Below are 20,581 nucleotides of genomic sequence, written 5' to 3'. Positions count from 1 at the left end.
TATCTCATGACTGAGATGGTGTATGGCGCGGTCCAGGACCAGCGCGGAGAACCGATTCTACCGAAATGGTGGCGCACAATCGATCGCTGGACGATGTCCTGCGTTCTGATCCTGTTTGCCATCGGTCTGTTGCTGGGGCTGGCGTCTTCGCCACCGCTGGCCGGGCGAAACGGGTTCGATCCGTTCCATTATGTCGAACGTCAGGCCATCTTCGGCGGATTGGCGCTGATTGCGATGCTTCTGACCTCGATGATGTCGCCGACGCTGGTGCGTCGTTTGGCGGTGCTGGGTTTCCTGGGGGCCTTCGTGGCACTGGTTTTCCTGCCCGTGTTCGGGACCGACTTTGGCAAGGGCGCGGTGCGCTGGTATTCGCTGGGGTTCGCCTCGCTTCAGCCGTCCGAGTTTCTGAAGCCCGGCTTCATCGTCGTTGCTGCATGGCTGCTGGCTGCCTCACAAGAGATCAACGGCCCGCCGGGGCGGATCTGGTCGTTTGCCCTGTGCATGGCGATTGTCGGTATGCTGGTGATGCAACCTGATTTCGGTCAGGCCTGCCTGATCCTGTTCGGCTGGGGGGTGATGTATTTTGTCGCCGGGGCGCCGATGCTGCTGCTGGTTGGAATGGCCGGGTTTGTTGTTCTGGGCGGTATGTTCGCCTATTCCAATTCTGAACACTTTGCCCGCCGTATCGATGGCTTTCTGAATCAAGAGGTCGATCCGACCACCCAGTTAGGCTATGCCACCAACGCCATCCGCGAAGGGGGGCTGTTCGGTGTCGGCGTGGGTGAGGGGCAGGTCAAGTGGTCGCTGCCGGACGCGCATACCGATTTCATCATCGCGGTCGCGGCCGAGGAATACGGCCTGATCCTGGTGCTGATCATCATCGCGCTTTATTCGTTGGTCGTGGTACGTTCGTTGCTGCGCCTGATGCGGGAACGCGACATGTTCATCCGCCTGGCGGGCACCGGTCTGGCATGCATGTTCGGCGTGCAGGCGATGATCAACATGGGTGTTGCGGTACGTCTGCTGCCCGCGAAGGGAATGACGCTGCCTTTTGTCAGCTATGGCGGCTCATCCCTGATTGCAGGCGGTATTGCGGTCGGAATGCTGCTGGCCTTCACCCGAACCCGCCCACAGGGCGAGCTTGGCGAAATTCTGCGCGGACGAGGATAATGGGGAACCCTTACCTGTTGATTGCGGCTGGCGGGACCGGGGGGCACATGTTCCCGGCTCAGGCGCTGGCCGAGGCGATGCTGAACAAGGGCTGGCGCGTGCGCCTGTCCACCGACCCGCGCGGCGCCCGCTATACCGGTGGTTTCCCGCATTCGACCGAGATCGTCGAGGCATCATCGGCCACTTTCGCGCGTGGCGGTCTGGCGGCCAAAGCCATGGCCGGCCCCAAGATCGCCAGTGGCGTGGCTGGCATGGTGTTCCAGATGGTGCGGGACAAGCCCGACGTCGTTGTGGGTTTCGGCGGGTATCCCTCGATCCCGGCGCTGAGCGCTGCGACCATGCTCAAAATCCCCCGCATGATCCACGAACAGAACGGGGTGCTGGGGCGTGTGAACCAGTTGTTCGCCGCCCGTGTCGCGCAGGTGGCCTGTGGTGTGTGGCCCACGGACCTGCCCGAGGGCGCGCATGGCATCCACACCGGAAACCCGGTCCGGTCCGCCGTTCTGGACCGCGCCGCGGCCGGTTACATTCCGCCCGGTGATTATCCGATGTCGGTCCTTGTCATGGGCGGTTCGCAAGGCGCACGCATCCTCAGCGATGTGGTGCCTGGTGCCATCGCCGCACTGCCCGAAGAAATCCGCACTCACATCCGCGTGGCGCATCAGGCCCGGGACGAGGATGGCGAGCGCGTCACAGCCTTCTACAACGAACACGGCATCCGCGCCGACGTGCAGCCCTTCTTTGATGATGTCCCCCGTCGCATGTCGGATGCCCAACTGGTGATCTCGCGGTCTGGCGCGTCCAGCGTTGCCGATATCTCGGTCATCGGGCGCCCGTCGATCCTGATCCCCTTTGCCGCCGCCGCCGGAGATCACCAGACAGCCAACGCACGGGGCTTGGTGCAGGCGGGCGGGGCCATCATGATCCCGGAAAAGGCTCTTGACGTTCCAGCGCTGACACAGCAAATCACCACGGTTCTCACGAACCCCGAAGCCGCACAGAAAATGGCCCATGCCGCCTTGTCCGTCGGGGCACCTGACGCCACCGAGCGTCTGACAGCCCTTGTTGAACAATTGGCGCAGAAGGAGACCACATGAACCCAGCAACCAAACTGCCGCAGGACGTAGGGCCGATTCACTTTGTGGGGATCGGCGGGATCGGAATGTCGGGTATCGCCGAGGTGCTGCTCAATCTGGGGTACCGGGTTCAGGGCTCGGACCTGAAGGCATCGAAGATCACCGACCGGCTGGCAAGTCTGGGGGCCGAGATCTTTGTCGGTCAGCGCGCGGAAAACCTTGAAAACGCGGCCGTTGTGGTGGTCTCGACCGCGATCAAACCGGGCAACCCCGAGCTTGACGGCGCCCGTGCCCGCGGCCTTCCGGTGGTGCGCCGGGCTGACATGCTGGCCGAACTGATGCGGCTGAAATCCAACATCGCCATCGCCGGGACTCACGGCAAGACCACCACGACCACGATGATGGCCGAACTGATGGTGGCAGGGGATTTTGACCCGACCGTGATCAATGGCGGCATCATCCATGCCTACGGCTCGAACGCCCGGATGGGACAGGGCGAATGGATGGTGGTCGAAGCGGACGAGAGCGACGGCTCGTTCAACCGCCTGCCCGCGACCATCGCCATCGTCACCAATATCGACCCCGAGCATATGGAGCATTGGGGCGATTTCGACAAGTTGCGCGCGGGTTTCCATGAATTCGTATCGAATATCCCCTTTTACGGGCTGGCTGTGTGTTGCACCGACCATGCCGAGGTGCAGGCGCTTGTCGGCCGCATCACCGACCGCCGCGTGCGCACCTATGGCTTCAACGCGCAGTCCGATGTGCGGGCCGAGAACCTGACCTACAAGGGCGGCGTCGCGCATTTCGACATTCACCTGCAATACGAAGACAAGGTGATTGAAGGCTGCACTCTGCCGATGCCCGGCGACCACAACGTCTCGAACGCTTTGTCCGCCGTGGCTGTCGCCCGCCATCTGGGCATGAAAGCCTCGGAAATTCGCGAGGCACTGGCCAATTTCGGCGGCGTCAATCGCCGCTTTACCAAGGTCGGAGAGGTCGACGGTGTCACCATCATCGACGACTATGGCCACCACCCCGTTGAAATCACCGCAGTCCTGAAGGCCGCGCGACAGGCGACCGAAGGCCGCGTAATCGCCGTGCACCAGCCGCACCGTTATTCGCGCCTGTCCAATCTGTTCGATGATTTCTGCACCTGCTTCAATGACGCCGATGTCGTGGCTATCGCCGATATCTTCGCGGCTGGTGAAGACCCGATCGAAGGCGCATCGCGCGACGATCTGGTGCAGGGTCTGATCCGTCACGGCCACCGCCACGCCCGCGCGCTGTTTGACGAAAACGATCTTGAGCGGCTTGTGCGAGAGCAGGCCCGCCCGGGCGATATCGTAGTCTGCCTCGGGGCCGGTACGATCAGCGCCTGGGCCAATGGTCTGCCTGAGAGATTGCAACGAAAACAAGCTGTTTGACTTCCCTTCTGTTTGGTGCACAACCTGAAAGTGTAAAAAGTTGCCCGCAGCCGCCGCATGTCCTCGGAGGGGACAGATGGACTATTCGATGATCATTGCCGCCCTTTGGGTGATCTGCGCCACGATCGTGGCGTTCTTGCCGATGCGAATGCAGTTTCCGCCGGGCGTGACCCTGCTGATCTGCGCTCCGGTACTGATCGTCTGGCTGGGTTATGATCACGGTTGGTTCTGGTCGGTTTTCGCCTTCGGCGGATTCGTTTCGATGTTCCGCAACCCCATCCGGTATTACTGGCGAAAATGGGTGCGCGGGGAGGTCATGGAATGAACTGGTCCATCGCCCTTGCCGGTCTGTGGGGCGTTTCCGCGAATCTGCTGGCAATGATCCCAAGCAAAGACAACCACTGGACACGCGCCTATATCCTGATCGCCGTGGGCATTCCGATTCTGGGGTATGTCACCTATCAGAACGGCCCGTGGATCGGCTTGCTGGTGCTGGCCATGGGTATGTCCGTGCTGCGCTGGCCCGTGATTTATCTGACCCGTTGGACAAAGATGAAAATGCAGGGCATGAAGGCGGCTGACGAATAACCGGCCAGTTTCAGGAGGTCCGCCATGGCGTCCGTCGCCACATTTGCCTATCTGCCAATTCTTTCTTTCCTGCTAGGTGCCGCCGCCGGTTTTACGGCGGGCCGTTGGCTGGGCCTGCGCGGCTTGTTGTGGCTGATCGGTCTGGCCTCGGCCGTCGGGCTGGCGTTGATCGTGGTACTGGCCGGTATTGGCACCGGCGAAGAGGAACAGGCGTTCGGCCCGCTGGTCTGGCTGACCGCTGGCGTTCTTCCCTTTCTGTTCGCCGCGATCATGGGCGGTGTGGGCGGACGCAGCCTGGCGGTGCGTGCAGACGCATGACAACGTTTCCCGTTCCAAAAGGTCGCCTGTCTCGGGCGCGACCTCTCTCTGAGCTCACATGGCTTCGCGTCGGCGGCCCGGCCGATTACCTGTTCCAACCTGCCGATACCGAAGACCTGCAAGCCTTCCTGCGGGAACTGCCCGCACAAACCCCGATCTTTCCGATGGGTGTCGGTTCGAACCTGATCGTTCGGGATGGGGGGCTGCGGGCCGTGGTGATCCGGCTGGGGCGCGGGTTCAACGCGATCTCGGTTGACGGCAACACGGTTACAGCAGGGGCTGCGGCGCTGGACGCGCATGTTGCGCGAAAGGCGGCGGATGCCGGTGTTGACCTGACCTTTCTGCGCACCATTCCGGGCTCGATCGGCGGCGCGGTGCGGATGAACGCGGGCTGTTACGGCAGCTACACGGCGGATGTTCTGCGCAAGGCCACGATTGTCACCCGGCAAGGCGAACTTGTGGACCTGACGCCCGAAGACTTGAACTTTCGCTATCGCCAGACGGACCTGCCGGAAGGCGCCGTGCTGATTTCGGCTGTGTTCGAGGGCCCTTCAGGCAGTCCCCAAGAACTCCATGCCCGTATGGAGGCACAGTTGAAAAAACGCGACGAAACCCAGCCCACCAAAGATCGCAGCGCGGGGTCGACCTTTCGTAACCCGGCGGGGTTTTCTTCGACCGGGCAGGCGGATGACGTGCATGACCTCAAGGCGTGGAAAGTGATCGACGACGCCGGAATGCGCGGCGCGACGCTTGGCGGTGCGCAGATGAGCCCGAAGCACTCGAATTTCCTGATCAATACCGGCGCGGCCACCGCTGCAGACCTCGAAGGTCTTGGCGAAGAGGTGCGAAAAAAGGTTTACGAAACAAGCGGCATCACGCTAGAGTGGGAAATCATGCGGGTCGGTGATCCGCTGACAGAATAAAGCCCCGACCGTCAGACCATAACAGGCAAATTCAGGCGACGGATCAAAGGCATAAACGCAGTACGGACCACCACATAAGGTCCGGGGACATTGAGGCGCACATTGGGTATGTCGAGCAGGACAAACCCCAAAGTGGCGGTATTGATGGGTGGACCCTCGGCGGAACGCGAGGTGTCTCTCAGCTCTGGGCGCGAATGCGCGGCCGCCCTTGTGGGAGAAGGCTTTGAAGTGGTCGAACTGGACGCGGGTCCCGACCTCTGCGCGCGCCTTGTGGACATCAAACCGGATGTGGTTTTCAACGCCCTGCACGGCCGCTGGGGCGAAGATGGGTGTGTGCAGGGCCTGCTGGAATGGATGCGTATCCCTTACACCCATTCCGGTGTGCTGGCCTCGGCGCTGGCAATGGACAAGCAGCGCAGCAAAGAGATTTACCAGACCGAAGGGCTGCCCGTCGTACCAAGCGTGATCGTGCCCAAGGTCGAGGTGGTCGAAGCTCACGTGATGGAGCCACCCTATGTGGCCAAGCCAAACAACGAAGGCTCCAGCGTCGGGATTTACATCGTCCATGAAAACGCCAACGGCCCGCCGCAGCTGTCCGAAGACATGCCCGATCAGATCATGGTCGAGAAATATGTTGCGGGGCGTGAACTGACCGTAACGGTGATGGGCGACCGCGCCCTGACCGTGACCGAGATCATGACCGATGGTGGTTGGTATGATTACGATGCCAAGTACAAACCGGGCGGATCATGGCATGTTCTGCCTGCCGATGTGCCACCGAACATCTTTGACCGTTGCATGGATTACGCCGTGCGTGCGCATGTTGCCTTGGGATGCAGGGGCGTCAGCCGCACCGATTTTCGCTGGGATGACAGCAAGGGTGCCGATGGGTTGTTCCTGCTGGAAACCAATACCCAGCCCGGCATGACGCCAACCTCTCTGGTCCCGGAACAGGCCGCTCATCTTGGAATGACATTCGGACAGCTCTGCGCCTGGATGGTGGAGGACGCCTCATGCGACCGCTGATCGCCAGTCGTTCATTGGAAATCCACCGCAGCAAACCACTTGCGGGGCCGGATGCCGATTTCGCCTCGGCCGACACGGACTCGCACGAGGCCGAACCGCTTTTGCGCCTGCGCGGTGCGCGTGTGTTTTCCCGCTCTGCGAGGCGCAGTGACCCTGCGCCGTCTCGTCTCAGCTATCGGCTGCAACGTTGGATGCTGACGCCGGGCATTCGCCTTGGTGTCAAGGTCGGCCTGCCGATCTGCGCCATCGCTGCCGCGGTTGGCATCTTCTTTGCCTCGCAGGACCGTCGCGACGCACTTGCCGCTTATATCGCCGATGTGCGCACTTCGATTCAGGAGCGCCCTGAATTCATGGTCAACCTGATGGCCATCGATGGGGCGGGAACCGACCTGTCCGAAGATATCCGTGAAATCGTTCCGCTGGATTTCCCGATCAGTTCCTGGGATCTGGATGTGGAACAGATCCGCGACACGATCACCGGGCTGGACCCGGTGAAATCCGCAACCGTCAGAATCCGCCCCGGAGGCATCCTGCAAGTCGATGTCGTCGAGCGTCAGCCCGTAATCGTCTGGCGAACGCGTGAGGGGCTTGAGCTGCTGGATGAGACAGGCGCGCATGTCAAGGAAGCCACCTCTCGCAAGGATAACGCCGATCTGCCGCTGATCGCAGGGATGGGCGCCGACGATCACGTCGGAGAAGCGCTGGAGCTTCTGCGGACTTCGCGCAGCCTGGGCAATCGCGTGCGCGGCTTGGTGCGCGTGGGAGAGCGGCGCTGGGATCTGGTGCTGGACCGTGGTCAGCGCATCATGCTGCCGACCGAACGCCCGGTGCGTGCGCTGGAACGCGTGCTTGCCGTGAACGAGGTACAGGACCTTCTGGAACGTGACGTGGCCGTGGTCGACATGCGCCTCGGGCAGCGTCCGACCATCCGAATGACCAAAGCCGCCAGCGAAGACTGGTGGAACACAAAAGTGACAGTGAGTAACGGGCAGTAACGACCATGATGACCGATCTTTATCAGTCCCAACGTGCCATGCGTCAGATGCGGCGGCAGGCATTGCAACGCGGTGTGATTGCGATTCTGGATGTGGGCAGTTCGAAAATCGCCTGTCTTGTGCTGCGCTTTGACGGAACCGGTCGGCTGAGCGAGGACAACACCATCGGTTCCATGGCAGGGCAGACAGGTTTTCGCGTCATCGGTGCCGCGACCACCCGGTCGCGGGGCGTGCAGTTCGGCGAAGTCACCGCCATGCAGGAAACCGAACGTGCCATCCGCACCGCGCTTCAGGCCGCACAGAAGATGGCCGACATCCGCGTCGACCATGTGATCGCCTGTTTCTCGGGCGCGAACCCGCGGTCTTACGGGCTGGATGCACAAGTCGATCTGGACGGTCAGATCGTGACCGAGGCCGAAGTAGGCCGGGTTCTGAACGCCTGCGACGTGCCGGATTATGGTGACGGGCGCGAAGTACTGCATGCTCAACCGGTGAATTTCGCGCTCGACAACCGATCGGGCCTGATCGACCCGCGCGGGCAGATGGGCCAGAGCCTTGCGGTCGACATGCATATGCTGACCGTGGATTCGTCAGCGATCCAGAACATCGTGCGCTGTATCAAGCGCTGCGATCTGGAACTGGCCGGGATTGCGAATTCGGCCTATGTCTCGGGCATCTCGGCGCTGGTCGAGGATGAGCAGGAACTGGGTGCGGCCTGTATCGACATGGGCGGCGGCACCACGAGCGTTTCGATCTTCATGAAAAAGCACATGATCTATGCCGATTGCGTGCGCATGGGCGGCGATCACGTGACTGCCGATATCTCGATGGGCTTGGGTGTACCTGCCGCCGTGGCGGAACGGATCAAGACATTCAATGGTGGCGTTCATGCCACCGGGGCCGACGACAGGGATATGATTGATATCGGTGGTGATACCGGCGATTGGGAACACGACCGCCGCACCGTCAGCCGTGCCGAGTTGATCGGCATCATGCGCCCGCGTGTCGAGGAAATTCTTGAAGAGGTCCGCGTCCGGCTGGACGCCGCCGGATTTGAACACATGCCAAGCCAGCAGATCGTGCTGACCGGCGGCGGCAGCCAGATCATGGGGCTGGACGGGCTGGCCACGCGCATCCTCGGTCAGCGCGTTCGCCTGGGCCGCCCCTTGCGCGTGCATGGCCTGCCCCAATCAGCCACCGGGCCCGGGTTCTCGTCCGCTGTCGGCCTCAGCCTGTTTGCAGCCCATCCTCAGGATGAATGGTGGGACTTTGAAATCCCGGTCGATACCTATGCCGCGCGCCCGTTCAAGCGCGCCGTGCGGTGGTTCCGTGACAACTGGTAGAGTCCTGCGCGGGTGTGCACTGGGCACGGCGCTGCTGCCTTGCTTGGCCTCGGCCCAGACCATGATCACGCCCGAGGCGTTTCTGGACGCGGCGGTCGGCAAAACTCTGACATTCTACGAAATCCGCAGCGGTGGCCTGGTGGGAACCGAACAATTTCTGAACCGCCGCATGTCGGTCTGGCGCGAAGAGGGGCAGGGCTGTGTCTACGGGCAGATCACGACGCCAAACGGTCAGTTGTGTTTTCTGTACGACAATGACCCGGACGGCATTCCGGTCTGTTGGTGGCCGTTTTTGCATGAAGATCGTTTGATGGTGCGGCTTGCCTCATTCGTCGATGGCGAAATACAGGAAGTGCGATCCATGACGGATCGCGGCCTGGACTGTCCAAATGCACCGCTCAGCTGAAGAAACCGGTTGCAGCGTTTCGATTTATCCCTCAAGATATCCACAAGGCCCGAAAGAGGCCTCGCGGCAGGACCTGAGCAGTTTTCCGCAATGTAGTCGACAGTCGATCAGAGCGCGATGAACGAATGTGTTCTCGCGTTCATGCCGGTTGTCTAGTAATGGTCGCCGTTGTTTCCGCTATATCTGGCGTGACCTGCGAAATGCCGCCGGTTTCTGCCTTATTTCCTCCATATTTTGTGGGAAAACGCGATTTTTGACGTGACCTTTTGGCATCAGGCCGCTAGAATCGAACAAGGATAGGTAAGAAAAACACCGCTTTGGCGGGACATAAATACAGGCGGACAGAGCATGACATTGAATCTTTCGATGCCCGGGCACGACGAACTGAAGCCTCGGATTACAGTATTTGGCGTTGGCGGTGCAGGCGGGAACGCCGTCAATAACATGATTGAAAAACAGTTGGACGGCGTTGATTTCGTGGTCGCCAACACCGACGCACAGGCGTTGCAACAAAGCCAGTCTTCGGCGCGGGTGCAGCTGGGCGTGAAAGTCACCGAAGGTCTGGGGGCAGGGGCCCGCCCGACCGTAGGCGCGGCCGCCGCCGAGGAAAGCATCGAACAGATCGTGGACCACCTTGCCGGCGCGCATATGTGCTTCATCACCGCCGGTATGGGCGGCGGTACCGGCACGGGGGCTGCTCCGATCATTGCGCAGGCCGCCCGCGAATTGGGTGTTCTGACCGTCGGTGTCGTCACCAAGCCCTTCCAGTTCGAAGGTGCCAAGCGGATGCGCCAGGCTGAAGACGGCGTCGAGGCGCTGCAACAGGTTGTCGATACGCTGATCATCATCCCGAACCAGAACCTGTTCCGTCTGGCCAATGAAAAGACCACCTTTACCGAGGCGTTCTCGATGGCTGACGACGTTCTGTATCAGGGCGTCAAAGGCGTGACCGACCTGATGGTGCGCCCCGGCCTGATCAACCTCGACTTTGCCGACGTTCGCGCCGTAATGGACGAGATGGGCAAGGCAATGATGGGCACCGGCGAGGCAACAGGCGAAGATCGCGCCATTCAGGCGGCGGAAAAGGCCATTGCAAACCCGCTGCTGGACGAAATCAGCCTCAAGGGTGCCAAGGGCGTGCTGATCAACATCACCGGGTCGCACGACTTGACCCTGTTCGAGCTGGACGAAGCCGCCAACCGCATCCGCGAGGAAGTGGATCCCGAGGCCAATATCATCGTCGGCTCGACGCTGGATACCGCCATGGAAGGCGGAATGCGCGTGTCGGTTGTTGCGACCGGCATCGACGCCAGCGAAAAATCGACCGAAGTCCCGGTGGCCCGCCGCTCGATGTCCGAACCGCTGACCCGCACGGTTTCGGCTGAAGAGCATATTCAGGAAGAAGCGCACGTAGCTGCCGACACAGCAGAGCCTGCCCCGCAGCTGGAAGAAAACCGCGAACCTTCGCTGTTCGAAGCCGCGGAAGAGCCGGCGCAGCCACAATTCCAGCCGCGCGTCGAGCGTGACGATGACGGCTTGCCGCCACCCGCTTATCAGCCGCGTGTGGCCGAATTCGAACCGCAGCCCGAGCATGTTGAACCCGCGCCCGAGGCATTCGTGGCACCGCGCGGGCATGCTGCCGGCACCCCGTCGCCCGAAGCGTTGCAGCGTTTGCAGGCCGCTGTGCAGAAGGTTCCGTCGGCGCCACAGCGTCCGGCGGCGCCCCGTCAACCCGAAGCAGTTTCGCAGCCGGAACACGAAGAACGCTCGCGGTTTGGCTTCAATCGCCTGATCGACCGGATGACCGGGCACGCCTCTGACACACCGGCTCAACCGCCGCGTCAGCAGCCCGTTTTGCGACAGTCCGAGGCAACCGCGCCGCTTCAGGAAGAGGCCGATCCGGATCAGGACCGTATCGAAATTCCGGCCTTCCTGCGCCGTCAAGCCAACTGATCGCAGTAACAAAATCCACTCAAAGGGCTGCCATTTGGCGGCCCTTAATTGTTTATTAATAGTCACTTGCAACTATGTGAGCAGGGTTTTGCCGATCTGTTACATACATGTTTCAATCGGTTGCAAAGAGTGAGTTGAGCCTTGACGCGGGCTTCCTTAACTCAGTGTCCAACACGGCCCAAGCAGGCTGGACACTACTCACCGAGGCCTATTTTGCAACATACGCTCAAATCTCCGGTCACGTTTACAGGCGTCGGGCTGCACAGCGGCAAGCCGGCGACCATGGTCCTGAAACCGGCGGCAGCCGGTCATGGCATCTGGTTCAAGCGGACGGATATTCAACTGGGCGACGCGATGATCCCGGCGATCTACTATGCGGTTGAACGGACACCGCTTTGCACGCGTCTGGTGAATGATGCCGGCGTTTCGGTTTCCACCGTCGAACATATCATGGCTGCATTGGCCGGGTGTGGCGTGCATAACGCGCTTGTCGAGATCGACGGTCCCGAAGTTCCGATCATGGACGGCTCCTCGATTGATTTCGTGCGTGGCATCATGGCCCGGGGTGTGCGCCGTCAGGCCAGCCCGGTATTGGCCTATGAGGTCCTGAAAACCGTCACCGCATCCCGCGAAGGCGCGAGCGCCAGTATTGCGCCCGCTGACGGGCTGATCATCGACTTCCATATCGATTTCGAAGACGGTGCCATCGGCAGCCAGAGCAAAACGCTTGATATGCGCAACGGTTCCTTCGCGCGCGAACTCAGCGATTGTCGCACGTTCTGCCGACGCACGGATGTCGAGGCGATGCGCGAAAACGGGTTGGCTTTGGGCGGCACGCTTGAAAACGCCGTGGTCGTTCAGGGCGTCGAAGTTCTGACACCGGGCGGTTTCCGCCGGGTCGACGAGGCCGTGCGCCACAAAATGCTGGATGCTCTGGGTGATCTCTATCTGGCTGGTGGGCCGATTTTGGGTCACTTCACCGGAAACAAGTCGGGTCATTCGCTGACCAACACATTGCTGCGCAACCTGTTCGAAACGCCGGGCGCCGTGCGTCCGGTACTGTGCACATCGGAACAGGCCGCGCGCCTGCCGGGGCAGGGGCTTGTGGTCAAGGAAATTCCCGAAGTGGCCTGATCAGATCAACTCTGACGACATTTGCGCCGGAAGTCGCATAAGGCGTTTTGCACCGGAATTTTCTGTGCTAGACCATGGCTCAAATCGGGGCAAACCCCATTAAGCAAGACGACAAGGATGGGCGGTATGGTTGGCAGCAAAGCGGCAGTCAGACTCGCGGGTGCGATTCTTCTGGCAGCAGTTTTGACGGCATGCGGCAACGCCGGCGGCCTTTTTGGTCGCAAGGGCGCGGACCGTGAACAGAATCTGGAAGGGTTCACGCCGGAACAGATCTATACCCGAGGTGAATACGAACTGTCGCAGAATCGCTCGGACGACGCGGCGTGGTATTTCTCGGAAGTCGAACGTTTGTATCCGTATTCGGACTGGGCCAAGCGCGCACTGATCATGCAGGCGTTTTCGTTCCATTCGGACCAGAATTACGAAGAAAGCCGCGCGGCGGCGCAGCGGTATATCGACTTCTATCCGACGGATGAAGATGCTGCCTATGCGCAGTATCTGCTGGCGCTCAGCTATTATGACCAGATCGACGAAGTCGGGCGTGACCAGGGCCTGACCTTCCAGGCGCTGCAATCTCTGCGGACCGTGATCGAGGTCTATCCCGACAGCGAATACGCCACATCGGCGGTACTGAAGTTCGATCTGGCCTTCGACCATCTGGCGGGCAAGGAAATGGAGATCGGGCGCTACTACCTGCGTCAGGATCACTATGTCGCGGCGATCAACCGATTCCGAGTTGTGGTCGAAGACTTTCAGACCACATCCCACACCGCCGAAGCACTGTATCGTCTGGTCGAGGCCTATCTGTCGCTTGGCCTGCTGGACGAGGCGCAGACCGCAGGTGCCATTCTTGGCTACAACTACCAGTCCTCGGAATGGTATGACGATGCGTACAAACTGTTGACCTCTCGCGGGCTTGATCTCAAGAGCCGCGGTAACAACTGGCTCAGCACGATTTATCGTCAGACCATCAAAGGTGAATGGTTGTAGTCGCGATGGCCTTTGGTCCGGGACGCTGAAGACCACATGCTGCGCGCCCTTGATATCCGCGATATGCTGATCATTGACCGGCTGGAACTCAGCTTTCAGCCGGGCTTGAACGCCCTGACCGGCGAGACCGGTGCAGGCAAATCGATTCTGCTGGATTCACTTGGCTTCGTGTTAGGCTGGCGCGGGCGCGCGGAACTCGTGCGGCAGGGTGCCGCGCAGGGTGAGGTCGTCGCCGAATTCGAACTCTCTGCCGATCATCCCGCACATGCGATTCTGGCCGAAGCCGGTCTGCCGGGTGGCCAGGAACTGATCCTGCGCCGCGTCAACACGGCCGAGGGGCGCAAGACCGCCTGGGTCAATGACCGCCGCTGCTCGGGCGAAGTTCTGCGGGCGCTGTCCGAGACCCTGATCGAACTGCACGGACAGCACGATGACCGCGGTTTGCTGAACCCACGTGGTCATCGGGCGATGCTGGACGAATTCGCACAGGTCACGGAGCAGCTGTCAAACGTGCGAACCGCCTGGGCCGCGATGTCCCGAACCCGCAAGGCGCTGGCCGAGACCGAGGCCGCTCTGGCTGCGGTCCGCAGCGAGGAAGAATTCCTGCGTCACGCGGTCGCCGAGCTAGACCAGCTTGACCCGCAACCCGGTGAGGATGCCGAACTGGATGCCCGCCGCCGCATGATGCAAGGGGCCGAGCGGATTCGCGACGATGTTGCGCGTGCCTTTGCCCTGTTGGCCGGGGACGGGGCGGAAGGGGCCATGTCCGACGCCATGCGCTGGTTGGAAGGCGTCTCGGACAACGCGGGCGGCCAGCTGGAAGAACCGATAGCAGCGCTCGGGCGCGCGATGATCGAGTTGGGCGAGGCGCAGGATGGCGTGAATGCCTGCCTTCAGGCGCTGGACGTCAACCCGGCAGAATTGGAACAGGCCGAGGAACGCCTGTTTGCCATCCGTGCGCAGGCCCGCAAACATGACGTGGCCCCGGATGATCTGGGTTCGTTTGCCGACACTCTGCGTGACCGGTTGAACCAGTTGGAGGCAGGGGATGCCGACCTGGCAGACAGGCGAGCTGCCGTAGACGCGGCGCAACAGGCCTATGACGCCGCCGCAGCCGACCTCAGCGCCGCGCGCAAGGCCGCCGCTGGGCGGCTTGACGCGGCCGTCATGGCGGAACTGGCCCCGCTCAAGATGGAACGTGCCGTGTTCCAGACCGAGATCACCCCGGTTGAACCCGGCCCCGAAGGTGCCGACGCTGTGGCCTTCACCGTGGCCACCAACCCCGGTGCGCCGGCGGGGCCGCTGAACAAGATCGCCTCGGGGGGTGAGCTCAGCCGCTTTCTGCTGGCCCTCAAGGTCTGCCTGTCTGGCGACGACAGTGCCCGGACGATGATCTTTGACGAAATCGATCGCGGTGTCGGTGGGGCAACCGCCTATGCGGTCGGACGCAGGCTGGCGTCGCTCGCGCAGGGCGGGCAGGTTCTGGTTGTCACCCATTCCCCGCAAGTTGCTGCGCGGGCAGCTCATCACTGGCGGGTGCAGAAACAGGTTACTGACGGACAAACCCTGTCCACCGTCATTCCTCTGGCCGAACCGGATCGGGTGGATGAGATCGCGCGCATGGTGGCCGGCGACACCATCACCGAAGAAGCCCGCGCCGCCGCCCGGGCTCTGTTGCAGGCCTGACGCGGCGATGGCGCGAATTGGTGCTCACACTGTCGCTATCTCACTTTTATATGGGCGCTCCGTGGCTTACTAAGGGTTAAGTGATGATCCTCGAGGGCCAATGACCCAATCGACCCGCACCGTTCTGCGCAACCAGTTCAATCAGGCTGTGGCCGCGATCAAGGATGCGTGGCGGGTCATGCTGCGCCGGGGGCCAAGCCAGATCCAGTTCTGGTTCATTGCGCTGGCCATCGGGATAGGGGCGGGTTTCATGGCGCTTGGCTTCCGCAAGGCCATCAGCGCATTGCAGGCCTATCTGTACGACACCAATGATATCCTGCTGCTGCACAGCCACGCCGAGAAACTGCCATGGTTCATGGTTCTGATCATTCCCATCTTCGGTGGCCTGGTCGTCGGCATCATCCTGAACCGGTTCACCAATGACGGGCGCGTCCGGTCGGTTGCCGACGTGATCGAAGGTTCGGCCATCACCGACGGGCGGGTCGAGGTCAAGGCGGGCATCGCGTCGTTCTTCGCCTCGCTGATCACGCTCAGTTCGGGCGGGTCAACAGGCCGCGAGGGGCCGGTGGTGCATATGGCCGGAGTGATTTCCACATGGGTCAGCAACCGCATACATGCGGACGGGATCACGGGGCGTGACCTGTTGGGATGTGCCGTCGCTGCGGCCGTCTCGGCCAGCTTCAACGCCCCCATTGCGGGGGCCTTGTTCGCGCTTGAGGTCGTACTGCGCCATTTCGCCGTTCACGCCTTTGCCCCGATCGTCATCGCCTCGGTCGCGGGAACGGTGATCAACCGGCTGGAATATGGCGACGTTACCGAGTTCACGCTGGAGACGCCGGGATCGCTGCAATTCTATGTCGAGCTTCCGGCCTTCCTGATCCTGGGCCTGATCTGCGGACTTGTCGCGCTGCTGCTGATGCGGTCGATTTTCTTTGCCGAGGATATCGGCAGCCATATCCAGAACCGCCTGTCGATTCCGGCCTGGTTGCGCCCTGCGGTGTCCGGGGCGATGCTGGGGCTGATGGCGATCTGGTTCCCGCATATCATCGGCGTGGGGTACGAGACGACAATTCGCGCCCTGACCGGTGATCTGGTGCTGACCACGGCCATCCTGTTTGCGGTGACCAAAACGGTTGCGGTGGCGATTACCATGGGTGGGCGCATGGGCGGTGGGGTATTCTCACCGTCTCTGATGGTCGGGGCGTTGACCGGGCTGGCCTTCGGTCTGATCGCCACCGGGTTGCTGCCGGATGTGTCGGGCACGCATACGCTCTATGCCTTTGCCGGAATGGGCGCCGTGGCTGCGGCGGTGCTGGGCGCGCCCATCTCGACCACTTTGATCGTTTTTGAACTGACCGGCGATTGGCAGATCGGTCTTGCCGTGATGGTAAGCGTGTCCATGTCCACGGCACTGGCCTCGAGACTTGTGGACCGGTCTTTCTTCCTGACCCAGCTGGAACGGCGTGATGTCCACCTGGCCGCGGGGCCGCAGGCTTATCTGCTGGCAATGCTTCGCGCCGGTGCCGTGATGCGCCCGCTTGGGGATCCGCGGTCGATCACGAAAGAAGAGGCGCAGGGGCTGATCGACCAGGGCCTGTGCATTCAGGCCAGCGCCACGCTGGAAGCCGCCATGCCCTATTTTGATCGTGACGACATCCCCTGCATTCCGGTTGTTATTCTGGAAAACGACGGCTCTGAAACACCGGTTGGGGCGCTCTATCACGTCGATGCGCTCAAGGCATATAACAGGGCGCTTGCGGCCACGGCTGCCGAAGAGCATTCCTGAGTTTCACTCACCATACACGCTGGCTGCGTCGCCCAGATAATTGTCCCACGCAAACCAATAGGAAACATGACCGGCGACTCGTGGCAAACGCGTTCCATCCGGCCCGATCAAAGCCTCTTCCGTGACGGTCCAACCGTTCCCCGCGCTATCCTGCAACCCGCCTTGCGTCGCCCGGAACGCATGCGTTTTTCGCTCATAGGCCCGCACGCTGCGCTCTTTGGGATCGCCAATCAGAACCAGAGGTGTCCGACCGATTGCATCGTTGATCACCGGTTTGCCCTTGAACGCAACCAGAGGCCAGGCGCGGGCTGCACCAAACTGGCGCACGGCAAAGATGTAATCCTTCTGCCTAAGCCGGGACTGATCCACAACCGCCGGGAACATCAGCTCGCTCGAGGCGAAATAGTCGCGATAAACCACCCCTGATCCGTAATTGCGCCGATGCCCGGTGTTCAGCGACAGAACACGGGTTTTGGGATGCGAGGTCCTCCAGCTGTCCCATGTCGTGATCACCACAGGGCGTTGTTTCAACGTGATGCCGCTGTTCGCCAAGGGCCCCACAACAGGTTTGCCGGTATACTGGTTCCACAGCGAATGCGTCTCACGGTCAAACATCAGCTTGTTCGAACGATAGAGGAAACCTGACGACCCGAAAATGAACGGCTTTCGCCGCCCCGCCACCTGGGTTTCAAACAGGATGCCAGACCCGCAAAGCGTGCAATAGGCCAGCGCCACGGGCACGCCACCGATCACCTCGTTGAACATCTCGTGCCAGCCCATGATCCGCAGGGGATAGGCGCGCTCATCCCCGTTGATGGCGACGCCGAACACCAGATCATCGCCCTTCAGATACCCCGCATTCGAAGCAGAGATCAGGGTGGGATCGTCCAAGGACGGAATGCCATCCTTGTACACACCGCCCCAGGCGATCTCTTCCAGGCGGATCTTCATCTTGTCGCGTTGCAGATATTCGGGCCGCAGGAACAGATCGAAATTCGGGTCGATCCCCAGAAGAACCTCGCGCTTGAACGGGATCAGCGACGGATGAGGGACAATCTGCGGGTTACGTTCCTGCCACAGCATCCAATCGAACCAGTCATTGCCATGGCGTTGCCCGGTCAGGGCCTCCATCACCTCGAGAACCTCATCCCGTCGCCTGTCGGCATAACGCATCGCAGTCAGCAACCCGGCCACAACATCCGGCTGGCCACGGCCCTTCAGATACGCCATCTGCGCCTCAAACGCGGTCCGACGCCCGCTCAGCGTGCTGCGCAACGCGTTCAGAACCGGATCCTGCTGCGCCCACAGCACGCCGGGCGCCATTGCACCAGCCCCAATCATCCCAGCAAAATCGCGACGTGACATCGACATGGAAGCCTCCGGTGTTACCCCGGAGAAAGTGTGCCGCAAATGCCGTTCACGTGCATGCCACAGCTGCGTGAGGAGGGCGCGGGGGCTGGCGTTAAATCTGCTCCACTTTCACCGATTCGACCGGGTAGAATGCCAGATGGTCCTTGATCTCGGCCACCGCCTGAATCGGATCCTCATAGCTCCAGACCGCGTTGTCGGTCACGGATGACTTGTTGACGATGGAAAAGTGCGTCGCCTCGCCCTTGCCGGGGCAGTGGGTCACCTTGTCGGTCCGATCCAGAAACGCCATCGCAATATCGTTGCGCGGGAAATAGATCACCGGATCCTTTTCGCCTTCAAGCAGTTCCAGCGCGTTGTTCGTTTCGCCCAGAATCGCACCGCCCGAGCGGACAGTCCATTTGCCCGGCGCTTTCCGGATCGTGATCTCAGCCATTCCTCTTCCTTCCGTCGTCGTATCAGGGCCACCCCTCTGCCTGTTTTATGTAACAGGCCAGTGTCAGATTGGGGCAGTTGCGGCATCCAACCACAGTTGTGCGTCATGTCCCAGCCTTGGGCGGATTTTTTCCGCAACGTCGCGGTGATAGGCATTCAGCCAGTCGCGTTCGTCAGGCGTCAACATATCGACCAAGATCAGTCTGCGGTCAATCGGCACAAAGGTCAGCGTGCGCCAGTACAGCATCGCGCGTTCGGCATCGCCACCGGGCAGCAGAGGAGCGTCTTCCACCACCACAAGGTTTTCGATGCGGATGCCAAAGGCACCTTCCCGGTAATACCCGGGTTCGTTTGACAGGATCATGCCGGGTTGCAGCGGTACATGGCTGACTTTGGACAGCCGTTGCGGCCCTTCATGCACGCTCAGATAGGCGCCGACCCCATGTCCGACCCCATGGTTGAAATCCTGTCCCGCAGACCACAGCGGCACGCGGGCCACACATTCGATATCCCGCCCGGAAAGGCCCGCAGGCCAGCGCAGCATCGACATGGCAATCATGCCCTTCAGCACCCGGGTGAAGCAGGTTTTTTCCTCGGTTCCGACGTCACCGATGGCGATGGTTCGGGTGATGTCGGTGGTGCCGTCCAGATACTGCCCGCCACTGTCCAGCACCAGAATATGGCCATTTTCCAGGCGGCTGTCGGTCTCTTCGGTCACGCGGTAATGCATGATCGCGCCGTTCGGACCCGTGCCTGCAATGGTATCGAACGAGATGTCCTGAAGCGCATTGTCCTTACGCCGGTTTTCTTCCAGCCGGGTGACAACCTGTGTTTCGGTCACGCTGCCCGGGGCCTGTTCGTCCAGCCAGCACAACGTCTCGATGACCGCCACCGCATCGCGCAAATGCGCCTCGGCGCTGCCCGCGATTTCAGCCGCATTCTTGCAGGCTTTGGGCAGGGCGCAGGGATCGCCGCCATCCGTCATCGCGTCACCCAGCGCATCGGCCACGATCTGAGGCACCGAAGCGGCATCCACCTGCACCGGACCGGCCAGAGCCGCAACCGAATCCAGAAAATCGCCCATAGCGCGCAAGGTCACCTGAGAACCCAGATGATCCCGTACCCCGGCCAGTTTTTCTGCCGCCATGAACAGATCGACCTGACCACCTGCATGAAGAATGGCAAAGCCGTGGGCCACCGGGTTATAGGCGATATCCGACCCACGGATATTCAACAGCCACATGATGGAATCCGGCAGGGTGATCACCGCTGCCTTGTGCCCGGCCCGCCGAAGGTCTTCGGCCAGACGGGCGATCTTGCTGTCCGCACCTTCCCCGGCAAATTCGATCGGATGCGCCTTGACCGGGTTCATCGGCGGTGCGGGTTGATCGGCCCAGATCCGGTCCACAAGGTTTTCGCACCTTACCAGTTCGATGCCCGATCCATCCAGATCACTCAATGTGCCGGAAATCTGCCCCGCCGAATGCAGCCACGGGTCAAAACCGATCTTGCCGCCGTTGGGCAATTGCTGTTTCAGCCAGGCGCTCAGGCTTACCTCGGGCCAGGGGACCGGGGTGAAATCTGCGGCAACTTGTGCCTTGACCTGGGTGCGATACCGCCCGTCGATGAAAACTCCGGCCACGTCGCGCAGGGCGGCGCAAAACCCGGCCGAGCCCGTGAACCCGGTCAGCCAGGCCAGACGTTCATCGCGCGCCGCGACATACTCTCCCTGATGCGCATCCGCCCGTGGGATCAGAAACCCGTCCAGCCCTTCTTGCACCATCTGTTCGCGCAAGGCGGCCAGCCGCGGTGGCCCCTGTTCCGGGCGGGCGGTCACTTCGAAGGATTGGAACATGGGCGGCCTCATTCACATCATTTGAGCGTGACCCTGAGGCGCATTTCAAAAAATGTCCAGACGGGAACACCCCGTCTGAACGGGCCGATGATCAGCAAGGAA

Annotated in this window: 19 protein-coding genes; 16 read left to right on the top strand and 3 right to left on the bottom strand. The window is 61.4% G+C overall.

Annotated features, from left to right (window positions below):
- Window positions 1-6: 6 nt before the first annotated feature.
- The 16 genes from ftsW to ACR0FB_RS06985 all read left to right on the top strand — a co-directional run bounded on the left by ftsW (window position 7) and on the right by ACR0FB_RS06985 (window position 16,821).
- On the top strand, window positions 7-1,170 hold the full coding sequence (ftsW, locus tag ACR0FB_RS07060; protein WP_171362489.1) for a putative lipid II flippase FtsW: 1,164 nt from the start codon (window positions 7-9) through the stop codon (window positions 1,168-1,170).
- Window positions 1,170-2,267 (top strand): UDP-N-acetylglucosamine--N-acetylmuramyl-(pentapeptide) pyrophosphoryl-undecaprenol N-acetylglucosamine transferase, encoded by a 1,098-nt coding sequence (locus tag ACR0FB_RS07055; RefSeq protein ID WP_480619876.1) that lies wholly within the window; start codon window positions 1,170-1,172, stop codon window positions 2,265-2,267. Before ftsW ends, ACR0FB_RS07055 begins: the two co-directional genes overlap by 1 nt.
- Window positions 2,264-3,673, top strand: coding sequence for a UDP-N-acetylmuramate--L-alanine ligase (murC, locus tag ACR0FB_RS07050; protein WP_171630998.1), 1,410 nt, complete (start codon window positions 2,264-2,266; stop codon window positions 3,671-3,673). The genes ACR0FB_RS07055 and murC overlap by 4 nt, the downstream gene beginning before the upstream one ends.
- 76 nt (window positions 3,674-3,749) lie before the next feature.
- Window positions 3,750-3,998 carry a DUF2484 family protein gene (locus ACR0FB_RS07045; protein ID WP_171631000.1) on the top strand — a complete coding sequence of 83 codons (249 nt, stop codon included), beginning with the start codon at window positions 3,750-3,752 and terminating at the stop codon, window positions 3,996-3,998.
- Entirely contained in the window at window positions 3,995-4,261 is a 267-nt protein-coding gene (locus ACR0FB_RS07040) for a DUF2484 family protein (RefSeq protein WP_171114920.1), read from the top strand. The genes ACR0FB_RS07045 and ACR0FB_RS07040 overlap by 4 nt, the downstream gene beginning before the upstream one ends.
- A 24-nt stretch (window positions 4,262-4,285) precedes the next feature.
- Window positions 4,286-4,579: a hypothetical protein gene (locus tag ACR0FB_RS07035; protein WP_152458656.1), complete on the top strand. Its 294-nt coding sequence runs from the start codon at window positions 4,286-4,288 to the stop codon at window positions 4,577-4,579.
- Window positions 4,576-5,502 carry a UDP-N-acetylmuramate dehydrogenase gene (gene murB / locus ACR0FB_RS07030; RefSeq protein ID WP_480619874.1) on the top strand — a complete coding sequence of 309 codons (927 nt, stop codon included), beginning with the start codon at window positions 4,576-4,578 and terminating at the stop codon, window positions 5,500-5,502. Before ACR0FB_RS07035 ends, murB begins: the two co-directional genes overlap by 4 nt.
- A gap of 102 nt (window positions 5,503-5,604) precedes the next feature.
- The gene (locus tag ACR0FB_RS07025) at window positions 5,605-6,528 is read left to right on the top strand and encodes a D-alanine--D-alanine ligase (protein WP_480619872.1); all 924 of its coding nucleotides are present in this window, start codon (window positions 5,605-5,607) and stop codon (window positions 6,526-6,528) included.
- A complete protein-coding gene (locus ACR0FB_RS07020) occupies window positions 6,516-7,523 on the top strand; it encodes a cell division protein FtsQ/DivIB (RefSeq protein WP_480485259.1) in 1,008 nt (335 codons plus the stop codon). Before ACR0FB_RS07025 ends, ACR0FB_RS07020 begins: the two co-directional genes overlap by 13 nt.
- Window positions 7,524-7,531: 8 nt before the next feature.
- Window positions 7,532-8,866 (top strand): cell division protein FtsA, encoded by a 1,335-nt coding sequence (gene ftsA, locus ACR0FB_RS07015; protein WP_170344711.1) that lies wholly within the window; start codon window positions 7,532-7,534, stop codon window positions 8,864-8,866.
- Window positions 8,853-9,272, top strand: a complete 420-nt coding sequence (locus ACR0FB_RS07010; protein ID WP_210092620.1) for a hypothetical protein — start codon at window positions 8,853-8,855, stop codon at window positions 9,270-9,272. Before ftsA ends, ACR0FB_RS07010 begins: the two co-directional genes overlap by 14 nt.
- 348 nt (window positions 9,273-9,620) lie before the next feature.
- Window positions 9,621-11,225 (top strand): cell division protein FtsZ, encoded by a 1,605-nt coding sequence (ftsZ, locus tag ACR0FB_RS07005; RefSeq protein WP_480619870.1) that lies wholly within the window; start codon window positions 9,621-9,623, stop codon window positions 11,223-11,225.
- Window positions 11,226-11,438: 213 nt separating this feature from the next.
- Window positions 11,439-12,359: a UDP-3-O-acyl-N-acetylglucosamine deacetylase gene (lpxC, locus tag ACR0FB_RS07000; RefSeq protein ID WP_480619868.1), complete on the top strand. Its 921-nt coding sequence runs from the start codon at window positions 11,439-11,441 to the stop codon at window positions 12,357-12,359.
- A 126-nt stretch (window positions 12,360-12,485) separates the two neighbouring features.
- Window positions 12,486-13,349: an outer membrane protein assembly factor BamD gene (locus ACR0FB_RS06995; RefSeq protein ID WP_171631018.1), complete on the top strand. Its 864-nt coding sequence runs from the start codon at window positions 12,486-12,488 to the stop codon at window positions 13,347-13,349.
- A gap of 36 nt (window positions 13,350-13,385) precedes the next feature.
- Window positions 13,386-15,035: a DNA repair protein RecN gene (gene recN / locus ACR0FB_RS06990; RefSeq protein ID WP_480619866.1), complete on the top strand. Its 1,650-nt coding sequence runs from the start codon at window positions 13,386-13,388 to the stop codon at window positions 15,033-15,035.
- A gap of 100 nt (window positions 15,036-15,135) precedes the next feature.
- Window positions 15,136-16,821: a chloride channel protein gene (locus ACR0FB_RS06985; protein ID WP_171631023.1), complete on the top strand. Its 1,686-nt coding sequence runs from the start codon at window positions 15,136-15,138 to the stop codon at window positions 16,819-16,821.
- Between the two features lie 3 nt (window positions 16,822-16,824).
- On the opposite strand, the gene ACR0FB_RS06980 is transcribed toward ACR0FB_RS06985, so the two are convergent.
- From ACR0FB_RS06980 to ACR0FB_RS06970, 3 genes are all read right to left on the bottom strand, one after another.
- A complete protein-coding gene (locus ACR0FB_RS06980; protein WP_480619864.1) occupies window positions 16,825-18,192 on the bottom strand; it encodes a DUF3179 domain-containing protein in 1,368 nt (455 codons plus the stop codon).
- 91 nt (window positions 18,193-18,283) lie between these two features.
- On the bottom strand, window positions 18,284-18,625 hold the full coding sequence (locus ACR0FB_RS06975; RefSeq protein WP_209832537.1) for a DUF427 domain-containing protein: 342 nt from the start codon (window positions 18,623-18,625) through the stop codon (window positions 18,284-18,286).
- Between the two features lie 63 nt (window positions 18,626-18,688).
- The gene (locus ACR0FB_RS06970; RefSeq protein WP_480619862.1) at window positions 18,689-20,479 is read right to left on the bottom strand and encodes an aminopeptidase P family protein; all 1,791 of its coding nucleotides are present in this window, start codon (window positions 20,477-20,479) and stop codon (window positions 18,689-18,691) included.
- Window positions 20,480-20,581 lie beyond the last annotated feature (102 nt).

The organism is Ruegeria sp. P10 (assembly GCF_056534925.1).
Note: the sequence above shows the minus strand (reverse complement) of the source record. Positions and strands in the feature narration are given on the sequence as shown.

What these genes read in the sequence shown, in the direction of transcription:
- ftsW (WP_171362489.1), top strand. Translation starts at nt 7, where the DNA reads ATGACTGAGATGGTGTATGGCGCGGTCCAGGACCAGCGCGGAGAACCG.
- ACR0FB_RS07055 (WP_480619876.1), top strand. Translation starts at nt 1,170, where the DNA reads ATGGGGAACCCTTACCTGTTGATTGCGGCTGGCGGGACCGGGGGGCAC.
- murC (WP_171630998.1), top strand. Translation starts at nt 2,264, where the DNA reads ATGAACCCAGCAACCAAACTGCCGCAGGACGTAGGGCCGATTCACTTT.
- ACR0FB_RS07045 (WP_171631000.1), top strand. Translation starts at nt 3,750, where the DNA reads ATGGACTATTCGATGATCATTGCCGCCCTTTGGGTGATCTGCGCCACG.
- ACR0FB_RS07040 (WP_171114920.1), top strand. Translation starts at nt 3,995, where the DNA reads ATGAACTGGTCCATCGCCCTTGCCGGTCTGTGGGGCGTTTCCGCGAAT.
- ACR0FB_RS07035 (WP_152458656.1), top strand. Translation starts at nt 4,286, where the DNA reads ATGGCGTCCGTCGCCACATTTGCCTATCTGCCAATTCTTTCTTTCCTG.
- murB (WP_480619874.1), top strand. Translation starts at nt 4,576, where the DNA reads ATGACAACGTTTCCCGTTCCAAAAGGTCGCCTGTCTCGGGCGCGACCT.
- ACR0FB_RS07020 (WP_480485259.1), top strand. Translation starts at nt 6,516, where the DNA reads ATGCGACCGCTGATCGCCAGTCGTTCATTGGAAATCCACCGCAGCAAA.
- ftsA (WP_170344711.1), top strand. Translation starts at nt 7,532, where the DNA reads ATGACCGATCTTTATCAGTCCCAACGTGCCATGCGTCAGATGCGGCGG.
- ftsZ (WP_480619870.1), top strand. Translation starts at nt 9,621, where the DNA reads ATGACATTGAATCTTTCGATGCCCGGGCACGACGAACTGAAGCCTCGG.
- ACR0FB_RS06995 (WP_171631018.1), top strand. Translation starts at nt 12,486, where the DNA reads ATGGTTGGCAGCAAAGCGGCAGTCAGACTCGCGGGTGCGATTCTTCTG.
- recN (WP_480619866.1), top strand. Translation starts at nt 13,386, where the DNA reads ATGCTGCGCGCCCTTGATATCCGCGATATGCTGATCATTGACCGGCTG.
- ACR0FB_RS06985 (WP_171631023.1), top strand. Translation starts at nt 15,136, where the DNA reads ATGACCCAATCGACCCGCACCGTTCTGCGCAACCAGTTCAATCAGGCT.
- ACR0FB_RS06980 (WP_480619864.1), bottom strand. Translation starts at nt 18,192, where the DNA reads ATGTCGATGTCACGTCGCGATTTTGCTGGGATGATTGGGGCTGGTGCA.
- ACR0FB_RS06975 (WP_209832537.1), bottom strand. Translation starts at nt 18,625, where the DNA reads ATGGCTGAGATCACGATCCGGAAAGCGCCGGGCAAATGGACTGTCCGC.
- ACR0FB_RS06970 (WP_480619862.1), bottom strand. Translation starts at nt 20,479, where the DNA reads ATGTTCCAATCCTTCGAAGTGACCGCCCGCCCGGAACAGGGGCCACCG.